This window comes from Microbacterium sp. ER1 (assembly GCF_023383675.1).
In the GTDB taxonomy this organism is placed as follows: Bacteria; Actinomycetota; Actinomycetes; order Actinomycetales; family Microbacteriaceae; genus Microbacterium.
The window spans coordinates 97,906-118,460 of the sequence record NZ_QCXO01000131.1 but is presented as its reverse complement, the minus strand read 5'-3'; the positions used below and the strand labels follow the sequence as shown (position 1 = coordinate 118,460).

The following is a 20,555-nucleotide window of genomic DNA, read 5'->3' as shown; positions in this document are numbered from 1 at the left end:
AGCCGGGCGAGGGTCCCCTCTACAAGGACGTCATCTTCCACCGCATCATCCCGAACTTCATGATCCAGGGCGGCGACGTCGGCGTCCTCGCGCGTGGGGTGCACGCGGTTGAGGAGCAGCACGCCGTAGGCGCCCGTCTCGGGGACGACCGCGAAGCACGTGCCGGTGAAGCCGGTGTGGCCGACCGCATCAAGGTCACCCATCCACGCGGCATCGCGCACGCGCAGACCGATCGCCTGGCCGTAGCCGGCGTCGGCCTGGATCGTGGGGGTCGTCATCCCGCGGAAGGACTCCCGTGACAGCACTCGCCCGTGCGTCCCCTCGCCCTCATCGCGGAGGAGACGGGCGAGAGCGGCGACGTCCCCCACCGTGCCGAACAGTCCCGCGTGGCCGGCGGGACGGCCGAGTGCATGGGCGAGCTCGTCGTGCACCTCTCCGCGCACGTTCCCGCGATGCGGCTGCGTCTCCGTGGCGACCGCACGCTCCCGCTCCGGAGCCATGGTCAGCGACGCGGCGCCGATCCCCGTGGCCACCTCCGCCCAGAGCGCCGCGAGCGGCCGCCCGGAGACCCGTTCTAGACAATCTCCTGCCGCGATGTACCCGACGTCGGAATACAGATGGCGAGCGCCCGGCTCGGCACCGAGCGCCCGACGCCGCACGCGGGCACGCAACTCCTCCCCGCGCACGCCCTCCCGCCACTCGCGCCCCTCCGCCGGCAGCCCGGAGGTGTGGGTGAGGAGGTGCCGGAGGGTGATCCGCTCCGCTCCGGCGCCGCTGCCCACCGCGAGGACGCGCTCGACGGGCTCATCGAGGTCGAGCACCCCCGTGTCGACGAGCCGCAGGGCGGCGATGGCGGTGAAGACCTTCGTCAGCGATGCGAGATCGAACAGGTGCGCGGCGGTGAGCGGAGCGGGATCGTCGTGCGCCGGCGACCCGAGGAGCTGCAGCTCTTCCGCGCCCCCGGCGACCGCCCGCACCGACGCCCACGCCGAGCCCGGGGTTCCGTTCACCATGATCCGCCTGCGGCCGTCACTTGCTCATGCCGGAGGTGAGGCCGTTGATGATCTGCTTCGTCGCCAGCAGGAACAGCACCACGAGCGGGATGGTGGCGATCGTGAGTCCGGCGAACAGCTGCGGCCAATCGGTCGAGTACTCCCCGAAGAACCGGGTCAGGCCCACGGGGAGCGTGTACGAGTCGCGGTCGCGCAGCAGGATCAGCGGGTAGAAGAAGTCGTTCCAGACCGGCACGAACCGGAAGACGATCACGGTCGCGAGCGCCGGGCGCACGAGCGGCAGCAGGATCTGCAGGAACGTGCGCAGCGGTCCGGCGCCGTCGATGCGCGCGGCCTCTTCCAGCTCGATCGGCAGCGCCCGGAAGAACACCGTCAGCACGAAGGTGGTGAACGGGATGCCGAGGGCGCCGTAGACGAGGATGAGGCTGAAGACGTTGCTGGTCATCTTGAGCGCGTCGAGCAGGTAGAACAGCGGCAGGATCGCCAGGTGCACCGGCAGCATGAGGCCCGAGAGGAACACGGCCTCGATCCCGCGGAAGAACTTCGCCCTGGCCCGCGCGAAGGCGTAGGCGGCCAGCACCGACACGACCGTCGTGACGATGACCGACCCGACCGTGACGGTGATCGAGTTGACGAAGTACGTGTCGAACGAGGCGGTGATCCAGGCGTTCTGGAAGCTCGTGAACGTCGGGGGGACGGGGAGTCCGAGCGGCTCGGTGGCGATCTGCTGCTGCGTGCGCAGGGAGTTGTTGACCATGAGCAGCAGCGGACCGATCGCGACCAGCGCGTACCCCCACAGGAACACGTTGGCGAGGAGCCGGCCCACGAACGGGGTGTCGTTCGTGCGCCGGGAGCGGCGCCGCGGGGCGGAGGGCCGACCGGAGACGATCGCCTCGGTGGTCGGCTCCTGACGGGTGTCGAGGGCGGTGCTCATCAGAACAGCTTTCGTTCGGCGCGGCGCATCGTCGTCGTGATGACGACGGAGATGACCATGATGAAGATGAACAGGACGGTCGCGAGGGCCGAGGAGACCCCGATGGAGTTCGGGTTCCCGGACTCGAACGCGGTGCGGTAGAACAACAGCATCATCACGTCGGTGGAGCCGGCGGGAGCGCCGTTCGACCCGGCGAGCGCGAACGGGATGGCCATCGCCTCCATGCTGCCGATGAAGGTGAGCACGGTGATGATGCCGATCGTCGGCGTGAGCATGGGGAGCGTGATGTAGCGGAAGCGCTTCGCGGCCGTGGCGCCGTCGAGCGACGCCGCCTCCTCGATCTCCTCGGGGATGCCGCCGAGGGCGGCGCCGTACAGCAGGATCGGGAATCCGATCCACTGCCAGGCGCTGACCAGCACGATGACCCAGATCGCGAGCTGCGGATCGCCGAGCCACGGCAGCGCGAGGCTCTCCAGGCCGACGCCGCGGAGGATCGCGTTCACCGGCCCGAACAGCGGAGACAGCATCAGCGACCACAGGTAGCCGATGACCATCGGGCTCACGAGGTAGGGCAGGGCGAAGATCGTCTGGAAGAACCGCTTGGTGCGCTTGCGGCGGTGCAGCAGGGTCGCGATGCCGAGGCCGAGCGAGTTCTGGAAGACCAGGGCGCCGGCGAAGAGCAGCAGGTTGTGGCCGAACGCGTTCCACAGCTCGGAGGCGTAGGGCTCCTTGGTGAGGAGCGTGAGGTAGTTGCCGATGCCGGCGAATCCACCCTGCTTGGTGCCCTGCCAGTCGAAGAACGAGTAGCTGAGCGCGGCGAGCATCGGGTAGAGGATCAGCACCGCGAAGAGCACGGCGGCCGGGAGCACGAACAGCGCGGCCGTCGGCGTCGACAGCGCGATGCCGGTGCGCGGGCGCCGGCTCTTCGGCGGGCGCACGGGGAGGGTCAGAGCCATGGGGGGTCCTTCGCTCGTGGTAGGGCGCCGGACGCGGCGCCCCACCACGCTCGGATCAGGAGGAGGGGGTGAACCAGGTGGAGATGCCCGACTGCAGGTCGGCGCCCAGCTGCTCCGGGGTCTTCTGACCGAGGAACATGGCCTGAATGTCCGGGCCGAGCACCGCGGTGCCGGTCGGGTCGCCGTACCGGAAGTCGACGAGCAGCAGGTACGGAGCCGGGTTGGCGGTGTACTGCTCGTTCATCTCCTGCATGAGCGGGTCGGAGTACTCCACCCCGGGGAGCGCGGAGAACTGGTCGACCTCGTCGGCGACGAGCTGGCCGAACTCCTTCGTCGTCATCCAGTTGAGCAGCTCGGTGGCCGCCTCCTGATTCTCGCTGGCCGCGTTGATGCCGAAGCTGCCGTCCGCGTAGCCCGGGGTGACCGCGTGGTCGAGAGCACTGTCGGGGGACGGCGGGACCTCGTAGACGCCCCACTCGGTGTCGGGCGCGGAGCTCTGGAACGTGGGCAGGTCGAACGAGCCGCCGGGCCACTGCGCGGCCTGGCCCGAGGTGAACTGCAGGACGGCGTCGGCGACGGCGATCGCGTTGACGTTCTTGTCGAGGTACTTCTGCATGTCCTGCACGATCTGCAGCGAGGACACGTAGGCAGGGTCGGTGAAGTCGACGTCGCCGGCGAGTACCTTCTCCTCGAAGTCCGCACCGCCGTAGTGCGCCGAACCGACGATGTCGTGGAACATCGGCAGGACCCAGTCCTCGCGGGCGCCGAGCGCCATGGGGGTGACGCCCTCCTTGAGAAGGGTCTCCTGCAGCTCGATGAACTCGTCCCAGTCGGTGGGCTCCTCGAGGCCCATCTCGTCGAACATGGTCTTGTTGTAGAACATCTGCATGGTCTGGTACGCGAAGGGGACGCCGTAGGTCTTGCCGTCGTCCTTGCCCTGGGCCGCGCGCAGGACCGTGGGGTCGAACTGGTCGAGACCGTCGACGATGTCGTCGATCGGCACGATCTGCTCCGACTGGATCGCCGACTGCACGCCGCCATAGGCGCGCAGCATCGCGATGTCCGGACCGTCGCTGCCCTCGAGGCCGGTGGCGAGGATCTGGTTGTACTCGGTGGGCTGGAAGCCCTCGAACTCGATGGTGACGCCGGGGTGGGACTCTTCGTAGGCGTCGAACACGGCCTCCCACTTCGGGGACGACGAGGCCTGCCAGGACCAGATAGTCAGGGTGACATCATCCTGACCATCGCCGCTCGAGGCTGCGGGCGCGCAGCCGGCGACGGCGAGTCCGGCGACCAGGATCCCTCCGGTGAGAGCGAGGCGGACGGGGCGGTTTCGCATGGTGTTCCTCTCGGGTGACGTCTTCGTCGCGGCACGGGGACGATGCCGACACTGCCACTGTGGGCAATCTCTTACAAAAATGCAAGCGTTTCTGAAAATTCCTACCGAGTGCGGACCCGACCTGCCATCATGGGCTCGTGCCGAACAGTGTCGTGACAGCCATCCATCAGCGCCTCTCCGCGCTCACCCCCACGGAACGCCGCATCGCCGAACGCGTGCTCGCCGAACCGCAGGCGGTCCTGGAGAACTCCATCACCCGCCTCGCCGAGGAGTGCGGGGTGTCGGTCGCCAGCGTCGCCCGCTTCACCCGCAGCCTCGGGTTCCCCGGGTACCCCGACCTGCGGATCGCCCTGGCCGGAGAGCTCACGCGGAGCGCGTCCGAGCGCGAGCGCTTCCAGGTGTCCGCGGGGGATGTGAGCCGCCACGACGACGCCGCGACCACGGTGCGCAAGATCGCCTTCGCGGAGGCCGAGGCCATCGAGCGCACCGCCCGCCAGCTCGACATCGCCGAGCTGGAGCGGTGCGTCGCCGTGGTCCGCGGCGCGCGTCGTATCGACATCTACGGCGCGGCCTCCAGCGGACTCGCCGCGCAGGACCTTGAGCAGAAGCTCCATCGCGCCGGCCTCGTCGCCCAGGCGCGGACCGACCACCACCTCGCCCTCACCGGCGCCGCGCTCCTGGACGATCGGGACGCCGCGATCGCCATCTCGCACTCCGGCCGCACCCTGGAGATCGTGCAGGCGGCCGAGGTGGCCGCCGCCGCCGGCGCCACCACCATCGCCATCACCAACAACCCGCGCTCGCCGCTCGCCCGCGCGTGCGCGCACACCCTCGTCACGGCGGTGTCGGAGTCGACCTTCCGCTCCGGCGCGATGGCCAGCCGCATCGCCCAGCTCGCCGTCCTCGACTTCCTCTACACGCGCATCGCCCAGGCCGACTACGACCGGATCTCCGCGAACCTCCAGCGCACGCACGACGCCGTCACCGCTCACAGAATCGATTGATCATGCAGCTCGGAATCGACCGCCTCCTCCACGACGACCTGACGCAGCCGCAGCGGGACCGCCTCCGGGGCGCCCGCCTCGGGATGGTCACGAACGACCTGGCCCTCACCTCGACCCTCGCCCGTGGACGCGCAGGCCTCGCCGACGCCGGATTCCCGCTCACGCTCCTCTTCGGCCCCGAGCACGGCCTCGACGGCCGGGCCAGGGAGGGAGAGCTGATCGGGGATCTGCGGGACACGCTGACAGGGCTCCCGGTGCGCAGCCTCTACGGCGCGGACGTGCGTCCCGCGGCCGCCGACCTCGCCGACCTCGACATCGTGCTCGTCGACCTTCCCGACGTGGGTGCGCGTTTCTACACCTACATCTGGACGATGAGCCATGTGCTTGAGGCGTGCGCCGACGCGGGCGTCGCCGTGATGGTGCTCGACCGCCCGAATCCGCTCGGCGGACGCCTGGAGCAAGCCGAGGGGCCGATGCTCGACGAGGCGGCGAACTCGCTCGTCGGGCGGTGGACGATGCCCGTCCGCCATGGTCTGACGATCGGCGAGCTCGCGCGGCACTGGGTGCGCACGCGCGGGATCGACGTGGAGCTGCACGTCGTCGAGGTGCAGGGATGGACGCGCGATCAGACCGCCCTCGGCCGGCAGGAGCTGACCTGGATGCCGCCCTCGCCGAACCTGCCCAGCGCCGCGACCGCCCTGCTGTACCCCGGCACGTGTCTGGCCGAGGGCGTGAACGTCTCCGAGGGTCGCAGCACGGCCGTGCCCTTCCGCGTCGTCGGCGCCCCGTTCATCGACGCCGAGGAGTACACGACCGCGTTCGTCGAGTTCGCCCTTCCCGGTGTCACCGCCTCCCCCTACGGCTTCACCCCCCTGGTGCGGGATCACGCCGGCGAGGCCTGCCAGGGGCTCCTCCTGCACGTGACCGACCCGGCCGCCTTCCGGCCGGTGCACACCGGCGTCCGCCTGCTGTCGCTGCTCGCCGCCCTCTACCCCGAGGCCCTGGCCGAGCGGGCGCTGGTGCCGATGCCCGGGGAGTCCGACTGGTCCCCTCTGGAGAAGCTGTTCGGGGTCGAGGGCGCCTTCCGCCGGATCACGGCGGGCGAGTGGGACGAGCCGGAGTCGCTCGCGGTGCCGGACTGGCCGGGGCTCGTCGACGCCGACCTCCTCTACCGCTGACCGGCAGCCGCGCGGACGTCAAGGGGATGGCGGCGCGCGCGGCCGCCGCGCAGGATGGCCGGTATGACGGACGACGGCCCCGCGCCCACCGCGGACGGACACCACATCGTCGTGAACGGCCGGCGGTGGCGCGCCACCGATCCGTCGATCCCCGAGAACCTGCGGCAGGAGCTCGTCGACGAGCTCATGGCCGCACGGCGCGCGGTGAAGGCGGCGGAGCCCGACGCCCGCCGTCGCGTGCAGGATGCGAAGACCGCCCTCGGCGAGCGGGGTGCCCCGTGGTGGGAGGAGCCCTCCTCGGCGCAGGCCGAGGAGCGGATCGCCGCGACGATGCGCGCCCTCACCCGGAAGCGCGCGGACTCGTCGATCTGCCCGAGCGACGTCGCCCGCGCGGTCGGCGGCGCGGAGTGGCGCGACCGGATGCCCGACGTGCGCCGCGTCGCCGCGGACCTGGCCTCCCGCGACGTCGTGGTCGTCACGCAGAAGGGCGAGCCGGTCCAGATCACCGACGCCCGCGGACCCGTCCGCATCCGCCGCGGCCCCGCCCTCTGAACGCCCCGGGCGCCCGACGCCGACGGCGCGCCGTCACCGGGCGTTCACCGTCCGCGGCCAGACTTCGACCATGACCTCACCCGATCCCGCGGCGGGCGCCCCCGAGCCCGTGGCGACAGCGAACAGCGGCGCCGTGGCCGTCGTCGGCCTCGATCTGCACGGAGACACCCCCGCGCCTCGGAAGCAGGTGTACTCCTGGGCGCTGTGGGATTGGGCGACGCAGCCGTTCAACACCGTCATCCTCACGTTCGTCTTCACCGCGCTGTACCTGGTCAGCGCCTCGTTCCTGCCGCCGGAGATCGCCGCCCTCGACCCGAGCGACCCGGTCCGCGTCGCCGCGGAGGCCGACCTCGCCTCCGGTCTCGGGCTGGGTTCGACGATCGCCGCCCTGGGCATCCTCCTGCTCGCCCCCGTCCTCGGTCAGCGCGCCGACGCCGCCGGACGACAGAAGCTCTGGCTGGGCATCGGCACCGGCGCTCTCATCCTCTGCATGCTGGGACTGTGGTTCGTGGAGCCGCAGCCGGCCCTGTTCTGGCTCGGCGTCGCGCTGATCTCCGCCGGTTCCGTGTTCGGCGAGATCGCCGCGGTGAACTCCAACGCCATGCTCATCGGCATTGCGAACCCGAAGAACGTCGGCCGCATCTCCGGCCTGGGCTGGGGCTTCGGCTACCTCGGCGGCATCATCGCCCTCGTCATCGTCGTCCTGCTCGACACCTTCGACTGGTTCGGCATGTCCACCGACAACGGACTCGCGTACCGGCTCATCGCCGTGGGATGCGCGGTCTGGGCGATCGTCTTCAGCATCCCGATCTTCCTCAACGTGCCGGAGCCGTCGCTCGGGCGGCCGGAGCGCAAGGTGGGGTTCTTCCGCTCCTACGTTCTCCTCGTCCAAGACGTGATCGGCCTCTACCGCGACCCGCAGACCCGGTCGACGTTCTGGTACCTGCTCGCCAGCGCCGTGTTCCGCGACGGCCTCGGCGGGGTCTTCGCGTTCGGCGCCATCATCGGCACCGCGGTGTTCCGGTTCGGCACGCAGGACATCATCGTCTTCGGCATCGCCGCGAACCTCGTCGCCGGCGTCTCGACCATCATCGCGGGGCGCCTCGACGATCGCCTCGGCCCCAAGCGGATCATCCTCGGCTCGATCGGATCGATGGTCGTCGCCGGCCTCGCCGTGTTCCTGCTCCGCGACGCCGGGTCGCTCGTGTTCTGGATCGGCGGCCTCGTGCTCTGCGCCTTCGTCGGCCCGGCGCAGGCGGCGGCGCGCTCCTTCCTCGCCCGCGTCACCCCGGCAGGCCGGGAGGGCGAGATCTTCGGTCTCTACGCCACGACCGGCAGGGCCGCGAGCTGGATGGCCTCGGCCGCCTGGACCGTGCTCATCGTCTCGACGAGCCAGACCGCCTATGGGATCCTCGGCATCGTCATCGTGCTCATCATCGGGTTCCTTCTCCTGCTCCCGGTGAAGGCGCCGCGCTGAGCCCGCTCCGGGCGTCGGACGGGTCGGGCGGGAGTAGCCTGACCCGGTGACCGTCGTCCTCGCCTTCCTCGCCAACATCCTCGTCGCGATCGCGAAGACGGTCGCCGCCGTCATCACCTCGTCCGCGTCGATGGTGGCCGAGGCCGCGCACTCCTGGGCGGACGCAGGGAACGAGGTCTTCCTGCTCATCGCCGATCGGCGCGGCGCGAAGACCAAGGACGCCCGGCATCCGCTCGGCTACGGCCGCAACGCGTTCGTCTGGTCCCTCATCGCGGCATTCGGCATCTTCACCGCCGGCTCGATCGTCTCGATCATGCACGGCATCCAGGAGCTGTCCGACTCCGGCCCCGTGGAGAGCCCGGTCGTGGCGTACATCGTGCTCGGGATCGCCTTCGTGCTGGAGGGGGCGTCGTTCACGCAGGCGATGCTCCGCTCCCGCCGGCTGGCCCAGGAGCGCGGATCCTCCACGTGGGACTTCGTGCTGGAGACGAGCGACACCACGCTCCGGGCGGTGTTCTTCGAGGACTCCGCCGCCCTCATCGGCCTCGTGCTGGCGGGCGGATCGATCCTCCTGCATCAGCTCACCGGTGTCGCCGCGTGGGATGCGATCGGGTCGATCCTCGTCGGGATCCTGCTGGGCGTCGTCGCCGTGATCCTGATCGGACGGAACATCGCGTTCCTCGTCGGCACGTCGGTGTCCCCCGCACTGCGCTCCCGGGTCGGCGCGGCCCTCCTCGGCATGGACGACATCGAGCGGGTCACCTACCTGCATATCGAGTACGTGGGGCCGAACCGGCTGTTCCTCGTCGCCGAGGTCGACCTCGCGGGCGATGCGCGCGAGCACGACGTGGCCCGGCGACTGCGGGAGGTGGAGCGGCGGATCGAGGCGCACGACGCGGTGGAGACCGTCGTGCTGTCCCTCTCGGTGGACGACGAGCCCTCGCTGGACTTCGCCCGCGCGTGAGGCCGGTCAGGCGCGCCAGTTGTCGGCGAGCTTGGTGAGCAGCCGCGCGAGCTCCGTGCGCTCCTCCGGGGTGAACGACTCGAGCGCGCGGCCGAGCAGCTCGCGGCGTTCGCCCCGCATCCCGCGGGCCAGTCGGCGCCCCTCGTCGGTCAGCGCGATACGGGTGCGGCGGGCGTCGTCCGGATCGGCCTCGCGCCGCACGAACCCGGCCTGCACGCCCTGCTGCACGAGCCGGGACGCCCGCGGCTGATCCACGCCGATCGCCTGCCCGAGCGCGCTCACGCTGAGGGGTTCCGGCGCGGCGGCGAGGGCTTCGAGCATGCGGAGACGGGCCGGTCCGCCGAGGCGGCCGCCGTCGGCCATCCACGGCGGCATCCCCGGGTGGCCGCGGTGATGGGCGAAGTGCTCGCGCGGGTCACCATGGGGCCCGTGCCCGTGTGCACCGCGTGGCCCGCCGTGCTCGCGACCGCCGGGCCCTGGTCGACGTCCGCGCAGTCGGGAGAGCGCCTGCGCGATCGCTTCAGCAGCGTCGGGGGACGCGGGGTCGATCGGATCGGTGGCCATGCCCCGATTTTACATGCAGCTTGACATGCGTCTCGGTTCCATGTCACACTGCATGTACATGCACAGTGACATTGATATGTCGGATGACATCCGTCATCGGTGCACCACAGACCACGAAGGATCACCATGAACACCACTGCAGACAGCACTTTGGACAACACCTCCCGCCCGTTCGGTTTCTGGCTCAAGGCCATCGACCGCCTGATGGCACAGGACTTCGCCACTGTCTTCGCCGCGGAGGGCGCGACCCGCGGCGACTGGCGGCTGCTGAACGTCGTCGATGGCTCGGTACCCGCCCGCCGCCCGTTGAACCCGCACAAGCTGCACGATCTCATCGACCGCGGCTGGGTCGAGGCGGACGGCGACGGATGGGCGCTGACCGACGAGGGCCGCGCGGCGAAGGAGCGTCTCGGCGCCGCCGTCGACGGCATCCGCGCGAAGGTCGCCGACGCGGTCTCCGACGAGGAGATGGCGACGACCCTCGCGGCGCTCGAGAAGATCGCCCGCGCCTTCGGGTGGGACGAGGAGACCCCTCTCCCCCGGAAGCAGCGCCCCGGGTTCGGCTTCGGCCCCCGCGGCGGCTTCGCTCGCCGGCACGGGCACGGGCACGGGCGCGGCTTCGGTCCCGGGGAGGGCTTCGGCCGCGGGGACTTCGGGCCCCGGCACGGCTTCGGGCACAGCTTCGGCCCCGGGGACGGCTTCGGGCACGGGGACTTCGAGTCCCGGCACGGCTTCGGCCCCCGGCATGGCCTCGAGTCCCGGCACGGCTTCGACCGCGGGGACTTCGGGCCCCGGCGCGGCTTCGACCGTCACGACGGAGCCGAGGAAGGCGGGTACCGCGGGCGCGGTCACCACGACGGCCACGGGCACCGTGACCACGGTCACGCACACCGCGACCACGGCCGCGGCCACGGGCACGGGCACGGGCACGGGCGCGGCCACCGCGCGCAGCGGATGGCGGAGCGCGCATTCGAGCGTGGCTTCGACGCCGGATTCCGCCACGGCCGCGCCGCCTGACCTCACCTCCTCGAAGCGCCCCACCGGAACCCCGGCTGGGGCGCTTCCGCGCACCGGGACGCCCCTCCGGGATCACTTCCGCACCCCCCGAGCGCACTCGAGGCACGTCTTCGATCCCCCGCCGCGGCGACGCGAGCGCCCACTCTGCGGACGGGATCAGAATCGCCCCTCCCGAACACCCCAGCGGCACGTTTTCCATCTCGCAGGGTTATGCAGCCAGGCGGCGCGGGAGGGACGAGGAACGAGGCGCCCGGTGGAAGCGCAAGGGCCTGAGGTGACAGGTACAGGGAAGGCGCGTGCGCGGATCAAGAACAGCCCTCCGTCGCACCTCGCGGGCCACTTCTCATCCCGCACGCAAGACGGCAGGCCCCGACCGTTAGGCAGGATCGGAAACGCCGCTCCCGACGGACCTCGGGACCCGATTCTCGCCCCGCACGCAACGGGGCCCGACCGTCGGGCGGGATTAGAAACGCCCCTCCCGACGGACCTCGGGACCCGATTCTCGCCCCGCACGCAACGGGGCCCGACCGTCGGGAGGGATCAGTAACGCCCTCCCGACGGACCTCGGGGGCCGATTCCCATCCCGCGAGCGAAAGAGCGGACGGCCCGACCGTCGGGCGGGATCAGAAACGATCCTTCCGACGGACCGCGGCGCGCATTTCCCATCCCGCACGCAAAAGGGGGCCGGGCCCAACCGTGGGGCGGGATCAGAAACGGGCCGTCAACACGGGATTGCGGTGCGTTTCTGAGCCCGCAGGGGGAACGGGGGCGTGGGGCCCGGGCGCGGGACGGGGCTAGAGGTCGAGGAGGGCGAGTGCGGTTTCGGGGGCGCCCGCGTCACGGAGGCGTGAGCGCATCGCGGCCGCCGCAAGCGCATACGGCCTGTCGCTCCGCAGGAGGAGCGACCGCGCGTTGGCCTGCTCATTGAGGGCGACGAGCTCGAACGCCAGCACCTCGACGTCAGCCGCGTCGACCTCCCCCTCCGCGGCCGCGAACCGCAGCTGGGCCTCGATGTATCCGTACCAGTCGACGAGGGCTGCACGCACGGCATCGCTCACGGGACCGGGCTTGGAGTCGACGTCCGCCGCGGTCGCCGCGAAGAAGCAGCCGCCCGTGAAGACGCGGTCCTTCGAGTAGACCAAGGCGTTGTGGAGGAGCGCGGCCAGGCGGTGCGCTCCCCTTGGCTGGGCGCGGGCGGGCCCGATGATCCGCTCGACGAAGATGTCCTGAGCGGCGGCGACCGTCGCGAGCTGCAGGCCCTCCTTGCTCTGGAACAGCGTCGCGATGCTGCTCTTGCTCGACCCCGAGGCGGTCGCGAGGCGTCCGATCGTCACGCCGTCCAGACCCTCGACGGAGGCGAGGTCGGTCGCGCTCTCCAGCACGATGCGGCGGGAGGCGTCGCCGCGTGCCCGCCGGCCGTCCTGAATTACACCATCCACCATGGCCCTAGTATACGAACGACCGTTCGCCTAGTATACGGATGATCGTTCGTATAGTTCGGTGAAGGAGCCTCCATGCCGTCCGCGTCCTCTCTCCTCGTCCGCGCCCTCCCGACTGTGGGACGCCTCTCCCCTCTCCTCGCCGGCGATCTCGCCTACCGGCTGTTCTTCTCCACCCGCCCACGGATGGCCGTGCGTGCCGCCGACGCCGCCACCCACGACGACGCCCGCCGCGGGACGCTCCTCGTGCGCGGCATCCCCGTCACGACCTACACGTGGGGCACGGGTCCGCGCACCGTGCTGCTCCTGCACGGCTGGCGGGGCCGCGCCTCCCAGTTCGCCCCGCTCGTGCGGGAACTCGTCGCCGAGGGATTCCGGGTCGTCGCCTTCGATGCCCCGGCGCACGGCTCCTCCGGCGGGCGGCACACCGATATCCGCGACTGGGTCGATGCCGCGGAGCAGCTGGACCGCACCCACGGCCCCTTCTCCGCTCTCATCGGACACTCCTTCGGCGGGCTCGCGGCGCTGACCGTCGCCCGGTCGTCCGGCTCGGTCCCCGCCGTCGCCGTCGTCGCCGGGGCCGCCGCACCCGAGGCGTTCCTCGCCCAGTTCGTCCGTGACCTCCGGCTCGACCCCGCCACCGCGGACCGACTCCGCACCCGCTTCCACCGCCGCCTCCGGCTCGATCCCGCAACCGCCGTCGAACGGTATGACGCGGGCGCGCATCCACTCCCCGCCGGCACCACACTGCTCATCGTGCACGACCGGGGCGACCGCCGGATGCCCGACCACGACGCCCTCCGGCTGCACGCCGCTCATCCCGGCCGCTCCCGTCTCGTCCGCACGGTGGGTCTCGGTCATACGAGAGTGCTGTCGGCTGATCCGACCCTCGACGCCGTGGTCGCTCTCGTGACCGGGGGTCTCGACGCCGTGGATGCGCTCGGCACCGCCACGGGACGAGCCGACATTGATGCCGCACCGGCGGACCCGCCCGCCGCCCTTCGGAGCCCTACACCCGGGTCGGCAGGAAGCCCGCGCCCGGGTCGACGGCCGCGAACGGCAGCCCGACAGTGGTGATCAGCACGACGAGCGTCACCACAGCCGCCGCGAGCAGGAGGAAGAGCACGACGAAGACGACGACCGCGAGCATCCGGTAGCTGCCGGTGTCGGCGACCTCCGGGGCGATCGATCGCTGCGCCCAGTCGTCCGCAGCCGCCGCGGGCTGCTCGCCCTGGAGGATCGCGGGCGTCGGGCGGGATCGCTCCGAGCGACGGGTCGGTGCCGGAAGCGCATCGCCTGCGGCGTCCGGTGCTGTCAAGAGCCCCTCCGGGATCGGTGTCTCCGGCGGTGGAGGCGGGATGACGGCGTCGGCCGGCGGGATCACCGCGTCGGCGGGAGCGATGTCCGGCCCCGAAGCATCCGGCGGCGCCGCCCCCTCGGGCACCGCGGACTCGTCGGAACTCGTCCCGCTCGCGTCGCTCATGTCAGCCTCCGACGGCTCCGATGTCAGTCACACCCACGTCGGTGCGGTGGAAGTTCTGGAACGACCGGGACGCCGTCGGACCCCGCTGACCCTGGTAGCGGTTGCCGTAGGGACCGGAGCCGTACGGGTTCTCCGCCGGTGAGGTGAGCCGGAAGAAGCAGAGCTGGCCGATCTTCATGCCGGGCCACAGCTTGATCGGCAGCGTCGCCACGTTCGCGAGCTCCAGCGTCACATGCCCGGAGAAGCCCGGGTCGATGAAGCCGGCGGTCGAGTGGGTGATGAGCCCGAGGCGCCCGAGCGACGACTTCCCCTCCAGCCGCGCGGCGATGTCGTCCGGCAGGGTGACCTGCTCGAACGTGGCCCCCAGCGCGAACTCGCCGGGGTGGAGGATGAAGGGCTCGTCCGGATCGACCTCGATCAGCCGCGTCAGCTCGGGCTGGTCGACCGAGGGGTCGATGAACGGGTACTTGTGATTGTCGAAGAGGCGGAAGTAGCGGTCCAGTCGCACGTCGATGCTCGACGGCTGGATCATCTCCGGCGCATGCGGTTCCAGGCCGACGCGGCCGGAGGCGAGTTCTGCTCTGATGTCGCGATCGCTGAGAAGCACGGCACAAGCCTAGTCATGAGCGACCCGCGCTTTGGCCATCCGGCCCGCGACAGGTAGGCTTGCTCCACCTGCTCTCGGGCGGGTGCGGGGCTGTAGTTCAATGGTAGAACTTCTGCTTCCCAAGCAGACAGCGCGGGTTCGATTCCCGTCAGCCCCTCCATATGTGACTTCCACAGCTGATCCGGACATTCCGGAGATACTCCAGACCGGAGCTCGCCTCTTGTGCTCCCGCGGTTGCCCGCTTGTTGCGTCGATCCTCCCTGATGACGCTGATGATGCTGACGGTCGTCGTGATGAGCAGCAGGGTCTGGAAGGTGGCCTGGAATGGGTCAGGGTTCTCGGAGGAGTGAGCTTGCGGCAGGGAGGCACCCAGGCTCCCGCGCCCGAGGCGAGGTAGGGGACATCGCCGAGCTACGAGCGATGCCGCGAAGAACGCCGCATCGTGTCGCAAGGTACGGGCCACTCCCGGACGGATGGTTCGTCGCCGAATCGCGACCCTGCCGTTCCGACCCCGACGTTCCGTGGCGGGGCTCCGGGTGTACCCGTTCTCAGGCAGACTGCCCGCCGGAGGCCGAGTTCATCCCGATGTCCGACGGCAGCTGCAATAAGAATGCGCCGTGGTGTTCAGCCGGCCCAGGGATCACAGCAGTTCGGCCACCAGCTTCTGAATGCGCGCGCGGATGTCGTCGCGTATCGGGCGGACTGCGTCGATTCCCTGTCCGGCCGGGTCCTCGAGCTTCCAGTCCTCGTAGCGCTTGCCCGGGAAGAACGGGCAAGCGTCGCCGCATCCCATCGTGATGACGACGTCAGATGCCTGCACGGCTTCGGTTGTGAGCACCTTGGGCTGTTCGGCCGTGATGTCGATGCCGAGCTCGCCCATCGCCTCCACGGCGATCGGGTTGATCTGGTCGGCTGGCATGGAGCCAGCGGAGCGCACTTCGATGCGGTCGCCGGCGATGTCACGGAGGAAACCGGCGGCCATCTGTGAGCGTCCGGCGTTGTGGACGCAGACGAAGAGGACCGAGGGCTTGGTGCTCGTGGTCGTGTCAGTCATTGGTGCTCCTGGTGAGAGGCGTGGTCAGTGGACGAGGTCGTCGACGAGTGCGCGAACGCGTTGGGCGATCTCGTCGCGGATGGCCTCGACGCCTTCGCGGGAGGCGAGGGCGGGATCGCCGACCGCCCAGTCGTCGTAGCGGACGCCGGGAATGATGGGGCAGACGTCGCCACACCCCATGGTGATGACGACGTCGGCCGCGCGGACGGCATCGTCGGTGAGCGGCTTCGGGAATCGCTCAGCAGCCCCGTCACCTTCGATCTCCGCTAGGAGCGAGCGGACGTGGGGGTGGACGACGTCGGCGGGAGCGGAACCGGCGGAGCGTGCGACGACCTTGCCGGGGGCGAGCTGGTTGACGAGCGCGGCGGCGAGCTGCGACCGTCCCGCATTGGCGACACAGACGAACAGCACTTGCGGGAGGGCCGAGCCGCGGTCTCGGGTCAAGTCCGCGAGCCGTTGCCGCGCGAAGCGCTCGGTGAGAGGGATGAGCGTCGAGGTAACGCGGGCGGTCCGCGCGAGCGCGGTGTAAGACTCTCGGACGGTCGTGAGGACGACATCTGGGTCGAGCTCGGGCACTTCTGCCGCGAGCTCCTCGGCGAGGCGGGTCACGCGCGCGTCGAAGTCCGGCCGTAGCGGGCTTTCTTCGTCGACGCGGCCGGGCGCGACCGAAGCCGGCGCGAAGGAGTCCAGCAGTGCGGTGACGGCACCACGTCGCGTCGGGTTGATCCGATACCAGACCCATGTGCCGCGTCGCTCAGATGTGAGCACCTCGACGTCCCTGAGCACCTTGAGGTGGTGGGAGACGGTGGGCTGGGAGACGTCGGCGAGCTCAGCGAGGTCGCACACGCACGATTCTCCTCGCGGGTCGGAGGCGATGGCCGACAGCATCCGTAGGCGCAGCGGATCCGACAGCGCCTTCAGCGTCACGGCGACTGTGGAGGCTGCTTCCAGCCCGATGGCGTGCGTCGCGACCGGACTGCACGTGTCGATGTCCGTCGTTGCAGTGACGTTCATGACTGCATCCTTTCAGCCGCGTACGGGTCCGTGTGGAACCAGCGGCGGGCTGCCCAGAGCGAGACATACACGAGCCCGACGAGAACCGGGACCTCGATCAACGGACCGACGACGCCTGCCAGGGCCTGTCCGGACGTCGCTCCGAACGTGCCGATGGCGACAGCGATGGCGAGCTCGAAGTTGTTGCCGGCCGCGGTGAACGCCAAGGTCGATGAGCGGGCGTAGCCGAGTCCAAGTGCTTTCCCGGTGAAGAGACCGATGAACCACATGACCGCGAAGTAGGCCAGCAGAGGAAGCGCGATCCGCGCGACGTCCCACGGGCGGCTGGTGACCTGTTCCCCCTGAAGAGCGAACAGCAGCACGATGGTGAAGAGCAGACCGTAGAGGGCCCAGGGACCGATCTTCGGCAGGAAACGACCTTCGTACCAGTCGCGTCCCTTCGCACGCTCTCCGATGAGGCGGGAAGCGAAGCCGGCGATGAGGGGGATGCCCAGGAAGATCAGGACGTTCAATGCGATCTGCCAGACCGATATCTCCAGGCCTTGCGAATCGAACCCGAGCCAGCCGGGGAGGACGGTCAGGTAGAACCATCCGAGCAGCGAGAATGCGACGACTTGGAAGACCGAGTTGATGGCGACCAGAACGGCTGCCGCCTCCCGGTCGCCGCAGGCGAGGTCATTCCAGATGACGACCATGGCGATGCAGCGCGCGAGCCCGACGATGATGAGCCCCGTGCGATACTCGGGCAGATCGGGGAGGAACGCCCAGGCGAGGAGGAACATCAGCGCAGGACCGACGAGCCAGTTGAGCACCAGCGACGAGATGAGCAGTCTCTTGTCTCCGGTGACGGCAGCGATCCTGTCGTAGCGGACCTTCGCGAGGACTGGATACATCATCACCAGCAGGCCGAGCGCGATGGGAATGGAGATTCCACCGAGTTCGAGAGCGGCCAGGAGATCGGAGACGCCGGGGATGAAGCGGCCGACGAGGATTCCACCGACCATGGCCAGGCCGATCCACAGTGGCAACCACCGGTCGAGAGTCGACAGACGTCGAGTGGCTGGAGCAGTAGTGGGAACAGTTGCGGTGCTCATGCGAGGAGCGCCTCTGCGGCGGCGTCAGCCTCGATGGGTGCGGTTTCGTCAAGCGCGGCCAGGTAGTGCTGGGCATCCTGAGCCGCGGCGCATCCGGTGCCCGCCGCAGTGATCGCCTGACGGTAGGTATGATCCACCGGGTCGCCGGCGGCGAAGACTCCCGACACGTTCGTGTGGGTGGAGGGGTGGTCGACGAGGACATATCCATCGGCGTCGGTTTCGACGAGCCCGGTGACGATCTCGGAGCGCGGGTCGTGACCGATGGCGACGAACACTCCGGTGGCGGGCAGTTCCCGTTCCGCACCGGTGACGCTGTCGCGGAGTGCGACCGCCTCGACCTTCTCGGCGCCGATGAGGCCCGCGACTTCCGCGTTCCAGGCGACTTCGATCTTCGGGTGGTCGAGCACGCGCTGGGCCATGATCTTCGATGCGCGGAACTCGCCGCGGCGGTGCACGATAGTCACCTTCGATGCGAAGCGGGTGAGGAACAGCGCCTCCTCCATTGCGGAATCCCCGCCGCCGACGACGACGATCTCCTGGTCACGGAAGAAGAAGCCGTCACACGTGGCACACCAGGACACGCCGCGGCCAGTGAGGCGCTCCTCGTCTGGCAGTCCCAGCTTGCGATAGGCGGAGCCCATCGCGAGAATGACGGCGCGAGCATGGATAGTGTTCCCCGTGCCGGTCTCGATGGTCTTGGTGCGCCCGTCGAGGTCGACCCGGATCGCGTCGTCCAGGAGGATGCGGGCACCGAAACGCTCCGCCTGCGCGCGCATCGACTCCATCAGTTCGGGCCCCTGTACGCCGTCAACGAACCCAGGGAAGTTCTCGACCTCGGTCGTCGTCATCAGCGCGCCACCCGCCGTCACGGATCCGGCAAGCACCACGGGCGCGAGGCCAGCTCGCGCAGCATAGATGGCTGCGGTGTAGCCCGAAGGGCCGGACCCGATGACCGCAAGCTCGACTTCTTGTATCGACATGTGTCTATATTGACACTCATCAATGCCTGAGGCAACCGCTACGATCCGCGTTGGTCTGACACGGAAGGGCGGGGCTCCACTCATGAGCCCCGCCCTTCCGTCAGCGGAGATCAGCTGACGGTGACGGGCCGTGCGCCGATCTGGATGGTTGAAGGAGCCGCACAGCAGCTGCCCGCGTTGTCATCGAAGTCGCCGGACCCCCCGCACACCCCGGTGTCGGGGAGGACGAGTTCGCTGCGCCCGGCGGCCTCGTGATCTCCCACGAGGTGCGCGGCAACACTTCGCACCTGCTCGAAGCCGGTCAACGCGAGGAAGGTCGGCGCCCGACCGTAGGACTTCGCGCCGACGATGAAGAACCCCTGCTCCGGCTGCGCGAGCTCTCGCGCCCCCGTGGCACCCACAGATCCGCAGGAGTGGATGTTCGGGTCAATCTCGGACGCGATGCCCACGACCGCCTCGAGCGCGGGATCAAGATCGATACGGAGCTCTCGCAGCATCTCCGTGTCCGGCCGAAAGCCCGTGAGTGCGAATACACGCCCGACACCCGCGACCTCGCGCCCGTCTTCGGCGACCACGGTCAGGCCGTCAGCGGCTTGCCGGAACTCGGCGACACGGAATCCGGTCACCAGCTCCACGACACCCTCGTCGACCATCTTGCGCGCACGAGAGCCGAGCGCGGCCCGTTCGGGAAGTTCATCTCTGGCGCCACCCCCAAAGACGTTCGTTGCCTCCCCCCTACGGAGAATCCAGGTGACGCGGGTGCCAGGGGCCCGGCGTGCCAGCTCGCTCAATCTCAGGACAGCGTGCGCGGCGGAGTGCCCCGCTCCCACGACGACGACGTGCGACCCCGCGAGTTCTGACACATCGGCCGGGATGCGGTACGAGATCAGATCGGATGCTGCGGCCTCCCCGAGGGCGGGATATCCATCCGCGCCCGCCGGATTCGGAAGCGCCCAGGTGCCGCTCGCGTCGATGACCGCGCGAGCGAGAACTCGCGACTCTTGGCCGTCCGCGCTGACCGTATGCACGACGAAGGGCTGGCCCTTGCGTCCGCCGTCGACGACCTTGTCACGACCTTGACGAGCGACTCCAGTAACGGTGGTCGCGTAGTGAACCCGCTCGCCCAAGGCATCCGCGAGAGGCGCCAGGTAGCTGTCCACCCATTCGGCGCCGGTCGGGTACCCCGAGTCGGGTGCGGTCCATCCGGTCGGCTCAAGAAGACGTCGTGCCGCCGCGTCAGTGAGCTCTGGCCATGCCGAGAAGAGGCGCACATGCCCCCATTCAGCGACCGCAGCAGCAGGCCCCTGCCCGCGCTCGACGACAATCACGTTCTCGTCGCGTTCGACAAGACGCGCCGCTGCGGCGAGACCCTGCGGACCCGCTCCGATGACGACGACAGGAAGCTCGGACATCATGTCTCCTCAAATTGACAAACTTCAATATGAAGACTGTCGCCCACCTATCGAAGATTGTCAATACGTGTCACACTAGACCCGTGAGCTTGCCGACGACAATCGAAGCGACCAGCTGTTGCGTTCCGCCTATAGCGCCGTCGATGACCGTCGCGGACGCCGAGCGTGTCGCCCGGGTCTTCAAAGCGCTGGGCGACCCCACGCGCGTCCGACTGTTGTCGCTCATCGCCGCCGGAGCCGGCGGGGAAGCGTGCATCTGCGACCTGACCGAACCCGTGGGACTCTCACAGGGCACAGTGTCGCATCACATGAAACTACTGGTGGAAGCGGGCCTGGTCACACGTGAGCAGCGCGGCAAGTGGGCCTACTTCGCTCTGGACGCGGGGGCGATGGATGCTGCCGCCAGTGCGCTCCGCGCGGTGTGACCAGCGCACCGAGCCGGCTGGAGCTGGCTCTTCGTGATGCCCGCCCGTG

20 protein-coding genes, 1 tRNA gene and 2 pseudogenes are annotated in these 20,555 nt (G+C 69.7%); 10 read left to right on the top strand and 13 right to left on the bottom strand.

Annotation, left to right across the window (positions count from 1 at the left end):
* Positions 1–77: pseudogene (locus BV453_RS16580) on the top strand (peptidylprolyl isomerase); the annotation flags it as partial.
* A 39-nt stretch (positions 78–116) separates the two neighbouring features.
* Here BV453_RS16580 and BV453_RS07215 read toward each other — a convergent pair.
* The 4 genes and pseudogenes from BV453_RS07215 to BV453_RS07200 form a co-directional block, all read right to left on the bottom strand.
* Positions 117–1,013 (bottom strand): annotated as a pseudogene (locus tag BV453_RS07215) (serine hydrolase domain-containing protein); the annotation flags it as partial.
* A gap of 16 nt (positions 1,014–1,029) precedes the next feature.
* A complete protein-coding gene (locus tag BV453_RS07210; protein WP_062765614.1) occupies positions 1,030–1,947 on the bottom strand; it encodes a carbohydrate ABC transporter permease in 918 nt (305 codons plus the stop codon).
* On the bottom strand, positions 1,947–2,903 hold the full coding sequence (locus tag BV453_RS07205; protein ID WP_025102684.1) for a carbohydrate ABC transporter permease: 957 nt from the start codon (positions 2,901–2,903) through the stop codon (positions 1,947–1,949). The genes BV453_RS07210 and BV453_RS07205 overlap by 1 nt, the downstream gene beginning before the upstream one ends.
* A gap of 55 nt (positions 2,904–2,958) precedes the next feature.
* The gene (locus BV453_RS07200) at positions 2,959–4,242 is read right to left on the bottom strand and encodes an ABC transporter substrate-binding protein (protein ID WP_025102685.1); all 1,284 of its coding nucleotides are present in this window, start codon (positions 4,240–4,242) and stop codon (positions 2,959–2,961) included.
* 137 nt (positions 4,243–4,379) lie between these two features.
* Here BV453_RS07200 and BV453_RS16730 point away from each other — a divergent pair, with 137 nt between their 5' ends.
* From BV453_RS16730 to BV453_RS07175, 5 genes are all read left to right on the top strand, one after another.
* Positions 4,380–5,246: a MurR/RpiR family transcriptional regulator gene (locus tag BV453_RS16730; RefSeq protein WP_029989136.1), complete on the top strand. Its 867-nt coding sequence runs from the start codon at positions 4,380–4,382 to the stop codon at positions 5,244–5,246.
* Between the two features lie 2 nt (positions 5,247–5,248).
* Entirely contained in the window at positions 5,249–6,424 is a 1,176-nt protein-coding gene (locus BV453_RS07190; protein WP_126893935.1) for an exo-beta-N-acetylmuramidase NamZ domain-containing protein, read from the top strand.
* Positions 6,425–6,487: 63 nt separating this feature from the next.
* Positions 6,488–6,976: a DUF3253 domain-containing protein gene (locus tag BV453_RS07185; RefSeq protein ID WP_062765624.1), complete on the top strand. Its 489-nt coding sequence runs from the start codon at positions 6,488–6,490 to the stop codon at positions 6,974–6,976.
* A 70-nt stretch (positions 6,977–7,046) separates the two neighbouring features.
* Entirely contained in the window at positions 7,047–8,453 is a 1,407-nt protein-coding gene (locus BV453_RS07180; protein ID WP_249521223.1) for an MFS transporter, read from the top strand.
* Positions 8,454–8,499: 46 nt separating this feature from the next.
* The gene (locus tag BV453_RS07175) at positions 8,500–9,417 is read left to right on the top strand and encodes a cation diffusion facilitator family transporter (RefSeq protein WP_025102690.1); all 918 of its coding nucleotides are present in this window, start codon (positions 8,500–8,502) and stop codon (positions 9,415–9,417) included.
* A gap of 6 nt (positions 9,418–9,423) precedes the next feature.
* On the opposite strand, the gene BV453_RS07170 is transcribed toward BV453_RS07175, so the two are convergent.
* The gene (locus tag BV453_RS07170) at positions 9,424–9,981 is read right to left on the bottom strand and encodes a MarR family winged helix-turn-helix transcriptional regulator (protein ID WP_240743066.1); all 558 of its coding nucleotides are present in this window, start codon (positions 9,979–9,981) and stop codon (positions 9,424–9,426) included.
* 126 nt (positions 9,982–10,107) lie between these two features.
* Between BV453_RS07170 and BV453_RS07165 the strand changes: the two genes are divergently transcribed.
* Positions 10,108–10,998: a MarR family winged helix-turn-helix transcriptional regulator gene (locus tag BV453_RS07165; protein ID WP_249521222.1), complete on the top strand. Its 891-nt coding sequence runs from the start codon at positions 10,108–10,110 to the stop codon at positions 10,996–10,998.
* Between the two features lie 794 nt (positions 10,999–11,792).
* On the opposite strand, the gene BV453_RS07160 is transcribed toward BV453_RS07165, so the two are convergent.
* Positions 11,793–12,440 carry a TetR/AcrR family transcriptional regulator gene (locus BV453_RS07160; RefSeq protein ID WP_025102694.1) on the bottom strand — a complete coding sequence of 216 codons (648 nt, stop codon included), beginning with the start codon at positions 12,438–12,440 and terminating at the stop codon, positions 11,793–11,795.
* Between the two features lie 72 nt (positions 12,441–12,512).
* Between BV453_RS07160 and BV453_RS07155 the strand changes: the two genes are divergently transcribed.
* Positions 12,513–13,514, top strand: a complete 1,002-nt coding sequence (locus BV453_RS07155; RefSeq protein ID WP_025102695.1) for an alpha/beta fold hydrolase — start codon at positions 12,513–12,515, stop codon at positions 13,512–13,514.
* Here the strand turns inward: BV453_RS07155 and BV453_RS07150 are convergent.
* Both BV453_RS07150 and dcd read right to left on the bottom strand, forming a co-directional pair.
* On the bottom strand, positions 13,447–13,920 hold the full coding sequence (locus BV453_RS07150; protein WP_126893932.1) for a hypothetical protein: 474 nt from the start codon (positions 13,918–13,920) through the stop codon (positions 13,447–13,449). The two genes, BV453_RS07155 and BV453_RS07150, sit on opposite strands and share 68 nt — an antisense overlap.
* A 1-nt stretch (position 13,921) precedes the next feature.
* Entirely contained in the window at positions 13,922–14,527 is a 606-nt protein-coding gene (gene dcd / locus BV453_RS07145) for a dCTP deaminase (protein ID WP_025102697.1), read from the bottom strand.
* A gap of 86 nt (positions 14,528–14,613) precedes the next feature.
* On the opposite strand from dcd, the gene BV453_RS07140 reads away from it, so the two are divergent.
* Positions 14,614–14,687: transfer RNA gene (locus BV453_RS07140), tRNA-Gly, on the top strand.
* Between the two features lie 480 nt (positions 14,688–15,167).
* On the opposite strand, the gene BV453_RS07135 is transcribed toward BV453_RS07140, so the two are convergent.
* The 5 genes from BV453_RS07135 to BV453_RS07115 form a co-directional block, all read right to left on the bottom strand.
* On the bottom strand, positions 15,168–15,581 hold the full coding sequence (locus BV453_RS07135) for an arsenate reductase ArsC (RefSeq protein ID WP_025102698.1): 414 nt from the start codon (positions 15,579–15,581) through the stop codon (positions 15,168–15,170).
* Positions 15,582–15,605: 24 nt separating this feature from the next.
* Positions 15,606–16,595 (bottom strand): metalloregulator ArsR/SmtB family transcription factor, encoded by a 990-nt coding sequence (locus BV453_RS07130; protein WP_025102699.1) that lies wholly within the window; start codon positions 16,593–16,595, stop codon positions 15,606–15,608.
* The gene (arsB, locus tag BV453_RS07125) at positions 16,592–17,689 is read right to left on the bottom strand and encodes an ACR3 family arsenite efflux transporter (RefSeq protein ID WP_249521221.1); all 1,098 of its coding nucleotides are present in this window, start codon (positions 17,687–17,689) and stop codon (positions 16,592–16,594) included. Before arsB ends, BV453_RS07130 begins: the two co-directional genes overlap by 4 nt.
* Positions 17,686–18,669 (bottom strand): thioredoxin-disulfide reductase, encoded by a 984-nt coding sequence (gene trxB / locus BV453_RS07120; RefSeq protein ID WP_249521220.1) that lies wholly within the window; start codon positions 18,667–18,669, stop codon positions 17,686–17,688. Before trxB ends, arsB begins: the two co-directional genes overlap by 4 nt.
* 110 nt (positions 18,670–18,779) lie before the next feature.
* On the bottom strand, positions 18,780–20,084 hold the full coding sequence (locus tag BV453_RS07115; RefSeq protein ID WP_085605159.1) for an NAD(P)-binding domain-containing protein: 1,305 nt from the start codon (positions 20,082–20,084) through the stop codon (positions 18,780–18,782).
* 26 nt (positions 20,085–20,110) lie between these two features.
* Here BV453_RS07115 and BV453_RS07110 point away from each other — a divergent pair, with 26 nt between their 5' ends.
* Positions 20,111–20,506 carry a helix-turn-helix transcriptional regulator gene (locus BV453_RS07110; RefSeq protein ID WP_197426468.1) on the top strand — a complete coding sequence of 132 codons (396 nt, stop codon included), beginning with the start codon at positions 20,111–20,113 and terminating at the stop codon, positions 20,504–20,506.
* Positions 20,507–20,555 lie beyond the last annotated feature (49 nt).